Genomic DNA, 12,356 nt, shown 5'->3' with positions numbered 1-12,356 from the left:
CGGTGGCGGGTACCCCGCCGCCGGACCAGCTCGAGCCGGCGTACCGGATCGCGCACCCGCCGGACGACGCCGTCGTCGGCGGCCCTGGCTCGCGGTCGGTGACCGTTCCGGGCGGTCACGGTGCGGTGGCAAGGAACCCGACGCTCCTGCTGTGCCTGCCCACCGCAGCGGTTGACCTCGATGTCCAGGTGATGTCGTGAGCACCACCTGGGGCCGGTCCCTCGGAACGGTGTGGGACCGGCCCGGCGCGCGGGCCGTCCCCTTCGGCAGCAACAGCATGCAGCACGGCACCGCGGTGTTCGAGGGCATCCGCTGTTACGCCACCGACCGCGGGCCCGCCGTGTTCCGCCTCGACGCCCACCTGCGACGCCTGCTGGAGTCCGCCCGGCTCCTGGGCATCCGGCACGACTACGACCTGACCCGGATGCGGCAGGTGGTCCTCGACGCGGCCCGCCTTCCTGGACCCGACGACCGCTACCTCCGCCCGGTGCTGTTCACCGCGGAGCCGGCGCTCGGGGTGGACCTGCGCCGGTTCCGCTTCGAGCTCGCCGTCGAGGTGTACGCCATGGCCGGTCCGCGCGGCGGTCGGCCGGAGGGTGCTGCCGGCCTGCGGTTGACCGTCTCGTCCTGGCGTCGGCCGCCCGCCACCACCTTTCCCCCCCAGGCGAAGGCGACCGGCTCGTACGCGGTTTCGGCGCTGGCTCGCACCGCCGCAGCGGAGCAGGGCTTCGACGACGCCATCCAGCTCGACCAGGTCACCGGCCGGGTCGCGGAGGCGACCATCGCCAACGTCTTCCTGGTCCGCGGAGGTCTGCTCACCACGCCCTGGCTCGTCGACGGTCCGCTGGCCGGCATCACCCGCGACGCCGTCCTGGTCCTGGCGCGGCGGTTGGGCGTACCCGTCGAGGAGGGACCGGTCACTGTGGCCGATCTGCGCCGGGCACAGGAGGTCTTCCTTACCGGCACGGCGGCGGAGGTGGTCCCCGCGACGGAGGTCGACGGTCACCCGCTCGATGCGTCCGGGCCGGTGTTCAGCCGACTGGTGCGGGCGTTCTCCGACACGGTGCGAGGTCGTGCGTACGGCGAGCTGGGCTGGTTGACCGCTACGTCCGACCACTGAGCACGTCACCTAAACCGGCCGGCGGGGTGTTCACCCGTCGGCCGTGGTGAGGTCCGTGACGGCCCGGTAGCCGCTGCGGTGCCACACCAGCGGATCGCCCGCGTTGCACGACACGGTTGTCACGGCGCCCACCACGATCACGTGGTCGCCGCCGGGATACTCGGCGTGCACCCGGCAGGCGAGCCAGGCGAGCGCGTCGTCGAGCACCGGCACGCCGTGCGCCCGGCGGTAGCAGACCTCGCGCACCGCGTCCGCCGCCCGCCCGGCGCACCGCTCGGAGACGTCCCGGTGCGCCTCGCGCAGCACGCTGACCCCGAATGCCCCTCGCCGGCGCAGCCAGCCGAGCGTGCGCGAGCCGGACCGCATGCACACCAGGAACAACGGCGGGTCCAGCGACAGCGCATTCGCGGCGGTGGCCGTCATGCCGACGGGGCCGTCCAGGCCGTCCGCGGCGACCACCATGACGCCCTTCGGGATTTGCGCCAGCACCTCCCGGTACCGGCGTCCGAGGTTCAGGTCCTGGTCAGCAGTCGTGGTCAAGGTGGTCCCCCAGGGCGTACGGCAGCTCGTCCGGGCAGTATTCCGAGAACCGGTTGCGCGTCGGTTGTGCATCGGACCCGCCGCGGTCGACGGCCGGCGCCATGGGCCGGGGCGGCACGCATAACCCCGACCTAACCCCCCGCCACTAGCTTCTCCCTCGTTCCAACCGATTCCAGGGGAGGCACCGTGGCGCAGGCGCGATCGCGATGGCTGATCCGTGAGCCCTCGCCCGATGCACCGGCTCGGCTGTTCTGCTTTCCGTACGCCGGCGCGGGCGCCTCGTCACTGCGTCGATGGCCGGACCGCATCGGCTCGCTCGAGGTGTGCCCGGTGCAGTTGCCCGGCCGTGAGCGTCGCATCAGGGAGCAGCCCTACCAGGACTTCGCATCCTTCGCCGTCGACGCGGTGAACGGTCTGCGTGCCTACCTGGACCGGCCGTTCGTGTTGTTCGGACAGTGCATGGGCGCGCTGCTGGCCCACGCCTTCGCCGTCCGGCTCGCCGAGTGCGGGGCGCCCGCTCCAGCCCGGTTGGTCGTCTCGGCCTCGTTGGCACCGCATCGCGGCTTCTACGGCCTGTACCACCCCTGGATGTCGGACGGCCGCCTCGCCGCGGAGATCCAGCGGGTCCTGGGGGTGCTCGGCGAGGGCCGCATGGAACCCGAGCTGCTGCCGCTGGCGATCAGGGTGCTCCGGCGGGACGTGCAGATGTGTTTCGACCACTCTCCCGCCGCTCCCGAGCCGGTGAGCTGCCCGATCACCGCCGTGGCGTGGCGCGACGACCCCGACGTCAGCCAGGCCGACCTGCGTGACTGGCACCAGTACGGGGCCACCGACGAGTACCTGCTGGACGGTGACACGCTGACCTTCCTCACGGCGCCGCCCGCTCTGCTCACCGTCATCGAGGACGCCTTCGTCGCCGCCACCCCGCATGAGGCCGGAAGCCGGGGTGCGCGATGACCGTCACGCAGACCGCGGGCCCGGCCTCGCTGGTGGACCTGTTCGCCCGGACGGTGGCCCGTCATCCGGACGAGCCGGCGGTCAGCGAGGGGGACCGGCAGCTGACCTACGCCGAGCTGGCGGCAGAGGTGGCGGAGGTCGCGGCGCTGCTGCGCCGCTACGGCGTGGGCGCCGAGGACCGGGTGGCGCTGTACCTCCCGCGCAGCCTGGACACGATCGTGGCGCTGCTGGCGGTGCTGCACGTGGGCGGCGCCTACGTGCCGGTGGACGCCGCGTACCCGGACGCCCGACGGGATGCGATGCTCACCGACGCACGCTCCCGGCTGGTGATCACCGCCCCGGGCTGGGGAGTCCGCCTCCAGCACCTGGACCGCCCGGTGCTGGAGTTGCTTCCGGTCGTTGCCGGCTCCACCGGTGTCGATCGTCCGCCGGCGGCGCCCAGGCCGGCACCGTCATCCGCCCAGGCGGCCTGTGTGCTGTTCACCTCCGGGTCCACCGGGCGCCCGAAGGGGGTGGTGCTGGAGCACCGACAGATGGTGGCGTTCGCGCTGGATCCAGCGGTGCCGGAACTCGGGCCGGGGCATCGTACGGCGCAGGCTGCGAGCATCTCCTTCGACACCTTGACGTTCGAGCTGTGGCGGTCCTTCGCCGGTGGGGCCGAGGTCGTGGTCATTCCCTCGATCCCCGAACTGATCCGGACCGACCTGCAACGACAGCTTCGTCGGCACCGCATCACCGCCATGCTCGCCCCGGCGATCGCGTTGAACCACCTCGCCCGCCACGACCGGGAGGCCCTGCGGTCGCTTCGACTGCTCTGTTCGGGCGGTGACGTGCTGCTCGCGGACACCTGCCGCCAGCTCCGGGCGGGCGGCTTCGCCGGCGCCTTCTTCAACCTCTACGGCCCGACGGAAACCACCGTCGCCTGCACCGGACACGAGATCGATGCTCCGGTGGAGGGGGACCGGCACGTGCCCATCGGCACGGCGTTCGCCGCCGCCCGTCTCTACGTCCTCGACGAGCAGCTCCGTCCGGTGCCCGACGGCGAGCCCGGGCAGCTGTTCGTGGGCGGTGCCGGTGTCGGCCGTGGCTACCTCGACCAGCCGGGTCTGACCGCTCGGCGGTTCCTGCCGGACCCGTGGGGTGGCGGGACGCGGATGTACGCCACCGGAGACCGGGTGCGGCGCGCTCCCGACGGGGCGCTGGAGTACCTCGGCCGGCTGGACAGCCAGGTGAAGATCCATGGCCACCGGGTGGAGCCGGAGGAGGTCGAGCGGGCCCTCTACCGGTCCGGGCTTGTGCTGGAGGCCGCCGTTCAGGCGGTGGGCCCGAGTGGCGACAAGCGACTGGTCGCATTCGTCGTGCCCCGGGCGGAGCTGCGCATCCCCGAACTGCGGCGTTGGCTCGCCGGTGAGGTTGCGGAGCAGGCCGTGCCGGCGGAGTTCGCGGTGCTCGACGCCATGCCGTTGGATGCGCACGGCAAGCGCGACTGGGCGCAGCTCGCCGAGGTGCTCGCCGACCGCAGGCGTCGGCGTCAGCCCTACGCGCCGCCCGACACCGCGACGGAGCGCTACCTCGTGGGGCTCTGGGAGGAACTGCTGTCCATGGAGCACGTCGGAGTGCAGGACGACTTCTTCGCCCTGGGCGGCCACTCCCTGCTTGCGGTGCGCACTCGGATGCGCATCGAGCGGGATCTGGCGGTCCGACTGGAGCCGGAGGCGACCTTCGAGCACAGCGTCGTCGCGGACCTCGCGACGTACATCGACCGGTCCGCCGCTCGGCTGGGAGCCCCGGCATGACCGCGACCATCGGCAGCGCGCCGAGTGCCGTGGCCACCGGGCGCCGAGTTCCGCTGTCGTACGCCCAGGAGGCCATGTGGCTGTCCGAGGAGCTGGTGCCCGGCCTGTCGGCCTACACCGTCACCCGCGGCTGGGACATCGACGGAGCACTCGATCACGACCGCCTCGAACGGGCTTTCACCCGGGTGGTGCGCCGGCACGCCGCGTTGCGGTCCGCGCTGACCTTCGTCGACGGCTCACCCGCCCTGGTGGTGAACGACGACGTGCGCTTCGCGCTGACCGTGACCGACCTGCGCCACCAGTCGGCGGACGGGCAGCTCGCCGCAGTGCAGGAGTACGGGCGGAAGGTCGCGACCGAGCCGTTCGACCTCACCGTCGCCCCGGTGCTGCACGCGCGACTGTTCGTGCGCGACGTCGAGCGGCACACCCTCGTCGTATCCACCCACCACATGATGTGCGACGCGTCCTCGGTCAGCGTGTTGGCCGACGACCTTGGCCGGTTCTACGCCGACGGATCGGATGCCGGCGAGGACGACGTGCTCCCGGTGCAGTACGACGACTACGTGTCCTGGCAGCGCAGCGAACTGGAACGCGACCTCGGCACGGAACTGGACTACTGGCAGGGCGCTCTGGCTAACCTGCCGACGGTCGAGCTTCCCGGCGACAGACTCCGGCCGGCGGTGCGTCGCTTCCGCTCCGGCCTGCGCCAGGTACCGGTGGACGACGGGCTGATGTCCAGGGTCCGCCAGCTCGCCCGGGACATGTCGACGACGCCGTACCTGGTGTTGCTGAGCGGGTTCGAGATCCTGCTGGCGCGGCTGTCGGGCCAGCGTGAGGTGGTGCTCGGGGCGCCGGTGGCCGGCCGGGACGATCCGGACCTGCAAGACCTCGTCGGCTTCTTCATCAACACCGTGGTGCTGCGCGGCGAGGTCGATCCCGAGGTGTCCTCCCGTCAGCTGCTGCAGAGCGTGGCCGGGCACGTCACGTCGGCGTTCGCCCACCAAGAGGCGCCCTTCCACCGGATCGTCGAACGGCTCAATCCATCCCGGGACATGAGCAGGCACCCGCTGTACCAGGTGACGTTCCAGGTGCTGCAGCAGCGGCGCCCGCTGGTCCTGGTCGGGCTGACCGTGGCCGACGTGCCGGAGTTGACGTTGCGTGGCGGCGCGGCCCTGACCAGCGAATTCGACCTCGTCTTCGACGTGCTCTTGAGCTGCGCCTCCACCCTGGTGGAGTGCCGCTACGCCGAAGAACTCTTCGATGCCGAGACGGTCGACCGCTTCGTCGACTATTACCTCCAGATCATCGCGCAGATGATGTCCGACCCGGACCGCCCCGTCGGGCAACTCCGGCTCCGCGGTCCGGTTCCCTCCTCGGGCGAACTGGCGCCCGCCGGTGTGCTCGACGCGCTGCCCGCCGGGTTGCGCTCGCGGGTCGGCGAGCGTGACACACCGTCCGTCGATGTGGTCGACGCTGACGGGCGACCGGTGCCGCGGCACGTGACCGGCACCCTGCGGATGGGGCCGAACGACGCCGACGGCACCCCGACGTGTCAGGACACGCCCGTCGTGGCGTGGTGGACGAACGACGGGATCAGCCTGCTGCGGCCGGCCTCCAGCACCCTCCCGGAGCCGGCCGGTGACGGCGCTCCGACCACGGGCGACGGAGCGCCGGAATTCGACGCGGACCGGCTGCGGGCACAGATGGTCACGATCTGGGCCGAGGAGCTGGGCGTCGCCGTGGTCAGGCCCGACGACGACTTCTTCGATCTCGGTGGCGGCTCGCTGGTGGCAGCCCGGGTGGTACGGCGGGTGCGCAGCGAGCTGTCCGTGTCGGTCTCGCTCCTCGACCTGTTCGACGCCAGCACCATCAACGGTCTGCTGGCCATCCGACCCGACACACGAACGTGACGCCGATGCGGCGCCGACGGCCAGCGTCGGCCCCATCCCACGGACCGCGTACTGGACGATCATCGAGGAAAGGGGGGATATGCATGCGGACCAACTGCTTCTGGGGTCCGGTCGCCGACGACGACCAGATCGCCGCTCTGGTGCGTCACTACGCCTGACGGCTGATGCCTTCCGGAGCTGACCGCTGCGGAAGCTGACTGAGACGGTCTGTGGGAACGGGCCGCCGTCCAGTCGCGGACGAGCAGCGCCTCATGTCCTGCTCGACCTGCATCCCGCCCGCCCCACAGACCGTCTCACCAAGAAACCGTACCGCTCCCGATGCCGTCCGGGCCGCCTGCCGGCCATCGTCAGAAAGGGCTCGTCGTGTCATCGTCTGCGACCACACTGACGCCTCAGCAGAGAGAACTGTGGCCGACGGCGCGGGCACTCGCCGCCACGCCCCTGTTCATCTCGACGGTGGTGTTCCGGCTCACCGGTCCGGTGCATCGTACGGCCCTGGCCGCGGCGGTCCGGCGGCTGACGCTGCGACACGATCTCCTCCGCGCCGTGTTCGTGGACGGCCCGGTGCCGACCACACGACCGGGTGACCCGACCGTGCTGCGGGTGGTGGAGGTGTCGGACCCCGGGGCGGAGCCACCGGCCGAGATCGTCCGCGGTATTGCGCGCAGCCCGTTCCGGCTCGGCGTGGAACCACTGTTCCGAGTGACACTCGTTCGCTACGCCGAGGATGATCACCTGCTGGTCCTCTCCTGCCACCAGCTCGTGGTGGACGGCTATGGGCAGGGCCTGATGCTGCACGAACTCGCCAGCCTGTACCGCGCGGAGGTGACCCGGGAGCCGCACGACCTGCCGGAGATCCGGCAGACGTACCCGGAGACCGCTCACCTGCTGCGCGACCCGGACCCGAAGGTGCAGGGTGAGGACAGGGAATTCTGGACGTCGCGGCTCGCTGACCTGCCGACCATGATCCTGCCCGCCGACCGGTCAAAGCCCGCGGAGACGACGCTGGCGCCCACCGGGACCGTCGAGACGACGATGCCGGACCCGGACGGCGGCGTTCCGGCCGGCCTGCGGCGGCTGCGGGTGAGCCCGTTCGCGCTGTTCGCCGCCGCGACCATGGCGATGCTGCACCGCCGCACCGGCCAGACCGATCTCTGGGTCGCCACGGTGGTGGACAACCGGCTCACACCCGAGTCCCGGGCGCATGTCGGTCCACTGGCCAGCCCCAGCATCGTCAGGGTCCGCTTCGCCGCCGACGCGACCTTCGGTGAACTGGCCCGGGCGGTGCAGCGTGAGGCGTGGGCCACCATGGAGCGGCAGAGCCTGCCGTTCAAGGATGTGATCGCCGCCGCGGCCGCGAACGGTGCCGACATGCACAACCTCGCGCGGGTCGGCGTCAGCGTGGCCGCACCGCTCCGGCTCCCCGACTGGCCGCTCGCCGACGTGGAGCTACTGGAGATCGACCCGTTGGAGGGTGAGCCGACCGGAGGCTCCTCCCTGGGACTGCTCGTGGAGGAACAGGCGGGCGGCTACCGGTTGCGTCTCGAGTTCGACCTGAGCCTGTTCAGTGTGGACCGGGCGCGCGACACGGTGACCGCGGTTGCTGCTGCCGCCACCGCCGCCACCGCGGACCCGACGACCACCCTCTCCTCCTGGTGAGTCGCCCAGATCGGCCAGGAACGGACCCTCACCGACCGATGGAACCGTCGAGCTGCTTCCGGAGGATGTCCGCGTAACCGGCGTGCCGGGCCGTCTCCTCGGCTCGTTCTCGCCGACGTATGCCCGGACGAACCAGTTGACTCCCACGGCGGACGGCACTACACGATCTTGGAATTGTGCGCGGCGTGTGCTCGCCAGCAGAGGCCAACCCGGGTGAACCGGTGCCAACTCGGGTCACCACGGCCGCTGGTCGCAACCCGGGTTCGTGTGCTCGGCGTGCGGTCTGGGCGAACAGGGGTCCGGGTGACGGGGGTGGACGTGGGCCACTCCCTGCCACCCCAGGTGAGCCCGCAGGTCGCCAGACTAGGCCCTCGCGCCCTCGTAGCTCGGGGGATAGAGCATCGGTTTCCTAAGACGACGCTCTATCTGTGCCCATAGGCAAATGACCTGCGGGTTCCTAGGGTCTGCTGCACCGATAGGTGACATCTGAGATGGCTTGCCCTGGTGGCGGGCTGGAAGGATGTCGCTGTGCCCAAGCCCTACCCTCGAGAGTTCCGTGATGACGTCGTGCGTGTCGCTCGTGACCGTGAGGCGGGAGTGACCGTCGAGCAGGTCGCCAAGGATTTCGGGGTGCACCCGATGACGTTGTTCAAGTGGCTGCGCCAGGCCGACGTCGACGCCGGGACCACGCCCGCGACGGCCGGCACGGGGTCGGTCGAGCTGCGGGAGGCGCGCAAGCGGATCAGGTTGTTGGAGCAGGAGAACGAGGTCCTGCGGCGGGCCGCTGCCTACTTGTCACAGGCGCATCTACCGGGAAAAGGCTCTACCCGCTCGTGAGCGAGCTGGCCGCCGACGGGATCCCCGTGGCGGTGACGTGCCGGGTGTTGAAGATCGCTCGTCAGCCCTACTACCGGTGGTTGGCCCGACCTGTCACCACCGCCGAGGAGGTGGCGGCGTACCGGGCCACACGCGTTGTGCGACGCTCACCGTGATGATCCGGAGTTCGGCTACCGGTTCCTCGTCGACGAGGCCCGTGACGCCGGGCAGCCGATGGCCGACCGCACCGCGTGGCGGATCTGCTCGGGTAACGGCTGGTGGAGCTTATTCGGCAAGCGCAAGCGTCGCGGCAAGGGCCGCAAGGTAGGCCCACCGGTGCACGACGACCTGGTCCAGCGGGACTTCACCGCCGACGGCCCGAACCGGCTGTGGCTGGCCGACATCACCGAGCACCACACCGGCGAGGGCAAGCTCTACCTCTGCGCGATCAAGGACGTCTGGTCCCACCGCATCGTCGGCTACTCCATCGACTCGCGGATGAAGTCCCGCCTGGCCGTCGCCGCGCTGGACAACGCCGCTGCCAGACGCGGTGACTTGGCCGGCTGCATCCTGCACACCGACCGCGGATCCCAATTCCGGTCCAGGAAGTTCGTCCGAGCCCTGCACCGCCACCACATGGCCGGATCGATGGGCCGCGTCGGCGCCGCCGGAGACAACGCCGCCATGGAATCATTCTTCGGACTCCTGCAGAACAACGTACTCAACCGACGATCATGGGCCACCCGCGAGCAACTACGGATCGCGATCGTGACCTGGATCGAACGGACCTACCACCGCCGCCGACGACAACGGTCGCTATCCCGGTTGACCCCCGTGGAATTCGAGACCATCATGCACCCACCGGCCAGTCAGGCCGCGTGACTACACCTGTCACCTGCCGGTGCAGCAGACCCGTTCGCATCGCGGTGGCTGTCTGCGGTGTCGACCGCCTCGCCGGTGTCTAGTGGCCTCGCGAGTAGCCCGGTAGGTTCAGGCATCAAGCACTTTCATTACCGTCGATTGGGGCGCCGGCCACGTGTCGCAGGTCGAGAAGATCACCGGTGAGCTCCGCGCGTTGATGACCGGGGTCGAACGCGCGCAGGGGTTGGCAGCCGCCGCTGACAGTCAGGCGCAGGAGGTGGCGTTGCGGGCCGCGGGCGCGGGCTTCGTGGCCGTGGCGGCGGGTGTGGCGCGGGTGCGCAACGCGATCACGAGCATCCAAGGCGGCCTGGGAAGTCTCGCCGGTTCGATCGGTGAAGCGACGAAGGCCACTGCGGCGGTGCCGAACGAGGCCACCCCGCAGGAGACGATCGCCGGGCTAGCGCCCGTGCAGAGCGCCGTGAACGCCGCTCGTGACGCGGCGACCGGGGCCATCACCGGAGTCGGTGAGGCGCAGCAACTCGTCGCCATGGTCCTGCAGGGCGGGCAGCCCGGGCCGCTGCTGCAGGCCCTGGAGGCCATCAAGCAGGTCCTGGTGCTGGTCGTTGCGCGCACCGGCGGGGCCCGGCAGGCAGTCGAAGCGGCGATCGCGCAGGCCCGGCAGTTGGGGTCTTCGGGAAACTGACACGGGCTGGCGGTCATCCACCGACCAGCCCTACCCCTTCCGAGCACGGTGACCCGCCGTCGACACCTCATGCCGCTGGCGACGCCACATCCGCTGACCACGGCCACGGCACGCCCTGGACCAGACAGCCAACCGGAGTCCCGGGCGGGACGCCGACCGGTCCGAGAACCAGAATTCCACCCCGGTTGGACGACGGAGGGCGGCGTCCGTTGGAGCTCGAGAACGAATGTGCCGATATAGTCGCCAGCAAGAGCTACCGGGTCCACCAGAACCCCACCAGGCAGGAGATCGCCGACGCCCGGCTCCGCACCGGCGACTCGGGCAACCCGAACAAAGACCCGGATTACCTGATCGAGGGTCATGTGTTCGACTGCTATTCGCCCACTCTCGGCAAGCCGGTGCGGGGCGTCTGGAGCGAGGTCCGCGCCAAGGTCGACAAGGAACAGACCCAACGCGTGGTGCTGAACCTGCACGACTGGCACGGAGACCTCGCGGCCCTGCGGACACAGTTCGACACCTGGCCCGTCGAGAGACTGAAAGAACTCGTCGCGGTAACGCCGAGTGGCGCGATCGTGCAGATCGTCCGTCGAGACTGAGGAGAGGCGCAGAGATGGCTGTCGAATTCAGGTTGACCCTGGCGGGTGACCTGCCCCTGGACCACGTGGCTGATCTCGTGGCGGTGGACACCGCCGAGAAGCCCAGGCCGAGCGGCACCAACCCGCGGCTGTTCACTGCTCGCCTCTACGACACCCGCGGGTACGCGCTGACCGTCTCTTCAGGGAGCCAGGGTTATTTCGATGCCGAGGCCGACGACGGTGCCCGCTGGGAGTGGGACCCGGAGACGTACGTCGACATCGACTTCTCCATGCGGGCAGACGACGTGGTCGACAAGGGCATCCCGAACATGATGAAGGCCGTGGCCCGGGTGTTGGCCGCCCGGCAGGAGGACGCGGCGCTGGTCCAGAACGGAAACTGGCTCCTGCTGACCCGCGTCGAGGGCACACTCCGCAGACACCGACCTACCTGGTGGAGCCACTACGGCATAGACGACCTCATCATCACCCAATGAACCAGCCGAGCGCGGGTGACCCGCTGACGAACGACGCGGCTTCGACCCGTCGTCCGTGGTCGACGTCGACGTCGTCTTCCTCGACCCGACGGACCTGATCCGCGACAACGACGACCAGCCACCGCGCGGCTGATGGCGACCTGGCCGGAATCCCCCGTGGGAGGCGGCGCCCAGCCGGGGGAGCGGGCAGCCCCACATGATCTTCGATGATGTGCGCGGTGTGTGCTCTCCAGCGGATGCCAACCCGGGTGAACCGGTGCCAACGCGGGTCACCGTGGCCGACCGCCGGTCGCAACCCGGGGTTCGTGTGCTCGGGATGTGCTCCTGGGCTGCGACAACGGCGGTCCGGGGAACGTGGGTGAACGTGGAGCACTCCCTGCCACCCCAGGTGAACCCCCAGGTCGCTAGACTAGGCTCTCGCGCCCTCGTAGCTCAGGGGATAGAGCATCGGTTTCCTAAACCGTGTGTCGCAGGTTCGAATCCTGCCGGGGGCACCTCGAAGATCAGCAAAAACGCCATCTGAGCAGCGGATACGTTACCGCGTCGATCGGCCAGCCTGAGCAGCCGGATGCCACCCGCAGCCGCCGGCTGCAGCCGTCCGTGCAAATACGTGCAATGATCTTGAACCCTTTCGGGCGATCGTCTACGCAGGCCACAGGGCGTAGAAGCAGAGAGGTGGCAGCGCCACCACGGCCCCTCGCGCTCAGCCCGTGATCAACCTCCGTTCGCAGCAGCCAGCGTGATCAGCGAGTCGGATGACGGGAAGACGGGTTCAAGTCTCATGTCTAGTCCCACCACATGCTTGACGGATGCGTCCCACCTGATGATGCTGGGACTGCGTAGATTTCCGTGTTTGACCTGGGTGTGGTCCGTTGGACAGGACGTCGATCCTGTCCAGGAAGGACCACGTCATGGCAGACAAGAA

Annotated in this window: 9 protein-coding genes, 1 tRNA gene and 1 pseudogene; 10 read left to right on the top strand and 1 reads right to left on the bottom strand. The window is 70.0% G+C overall.

Features of this window, described 5'->3' with window-relative positions; genetic code table 11:
• The first annotated feature begins 196 nt into the window (after positions 1-196).
• Positions 197-1,120: an aminotransferase class IV gene (locus ACGFNF_RS27175; protein WP_393171547.1), complete on the top strand. Its 924-nt coding sequence runs from the start codon at positions 197-199 to the stop codon at positions 1,118-1,120.
• A gap of 30 nt (positions 1,121-1,150) precedes the next feature.
• On the opposite strand, the gene ACGFNF_RS27170 is transcribed toward ACGFNF_RS27175, so the two are convergent.
• Positions 1,151-1,660 (bottom strand): flavin reductase family protein, encoded by a 510-nt coding sequence (locus tag ACGFNF_RS27170; protein WP_393171545.1) that lies wholly within the window; start codon positions 1,658-1,660, stop codon positions 1,151-1,153.
• Positions 1,661-1,846: 186 nt separating this feature from the next.
• Here ACGFNF_RS27170 and ACGFNF_RS27165 point away from each other — a divergent pair, with 186 nt between their 5' ends.
• The 9 genes and pseudogenes from ACGFNF_RS27165 (at position 1,847) to ACGFNF_RS27125 (ending at position 11,925) form a co-directional block, all read left to right on the top strand.
• Positions 1,847-2,617 carry a thioesterase II family protein gene (locus tag ACGFNF_RS27165; protein WP_393171543.1) on the top strand — a complete coding sequence of 257 codons (771 nt, stop codon included), beginning with the start codon at positions 1,847-1,849 and terminating at the stop codon, positions 2,615-2,617.
• Entirely contained in the window at positions 2,614-4,413 is a 1,800-nt protein-coding gene (locus ACGFNF_RS27160; RefSeq protein ID WP_393171541.1) for an amino acid adenylation domain-containing protein, read from the top strand. The genes ACGFNF_RS27165 and ACGFNF_RS27160 overlap by 4 nt, the downstream gene beginning before the upstream one ends.
• Positions 4,410-6,323, top strand: coding sequence for a condensation domain-containing protein (locus tag ACGFNF_RS27155; protein ID WP_393171539.1), 1,914 nt, complete (start codon positions 4,410-4,412; stop codon positions 6,321-6,323). The genes ACGFNF_RS27160 and ACGFNF_RS27155 overlap by 4 nt, the downstream gene beginning before the upstream one ends.
• 363 nt (positions 6,324-6,686) lie before the next feature.
• Positions 6,687-7,982, top strand: a complete 1,296-nt coding sequence (locus tag ACGFNF_RS27150) for a condensation domain-containing protein (RefSeq protein ID WP_393171537.1) — start codon at positions 6,687-6,689, stop codon at positions 7,980-7,982.
• Between the two features lie 528 nt (positions 7,983-8,510).
• Positions 8,511-9,680 (top strand): annotated as a pseudogene (locus ACGFNF_RS27145) (IS3 family transposase).
• A gap of 154 nt (positions 9,681-9,834) precedes the next feature.
• The gene (locus tag ACGFNF_RS27140) at positions 9,835-10,362 is read left to right on the top strand and encodes a DUF6244 family protein (RefSeq protein WP_393171535.1); all 528 of its coding nucleotides are present in this window, start codon (positions 9,835-9,837) and stop codon (positions 10,360-10,362) included.
• A gap of 185 nt (positions 10,363-10,547) precedes the next feature.
• Complete coding sequence (locus ACGFNF_RS27135) at positions 10,548-10,958, top strand: hypothetical protein (RefSeq protein WP_393171533.1); 411 nt, start codon at positions 10,548-10,550, stop codon at positions 10,956-10,958.
• A gap of 14 nt (positions 10,959-10,972) precedes the next feature.
• Positions 10,973-11,431 (top strand): SitI3 family protein, encoded by a 459-nt coding sequence (locus ACGFNF_RS27130; RefSeq protein ID WP_393171531.1) that lies wholly within the window; start codon positions 10,973-10,975, stop codon positions 11,429-11,431.
• Between the two features lie 421 nt (positions 11,432-11,852).
• Positions 11,853-11,925, top strand: a tRNA-Arg gene (locus ACGFNF_RS27125).
• Positions 11,926-12,356: the final 431 nt, after the last annotated feature.

It is taken from the genome of Micromonospora sp. NPDC048868 (assembly GCF_043198195.1).
Classification (GTDB): domain Bacteria; phylum Actinomycetota; class Actinomycetes; order Mycobacteriales; family Micromonosporaceae; genus Micromonospora; species Micromonospora reichwaldensis.
Note: the sequence above shows the minus strand (reverse complement) of the source record. Positions and strands in the feature narration are given on the sequence as shown.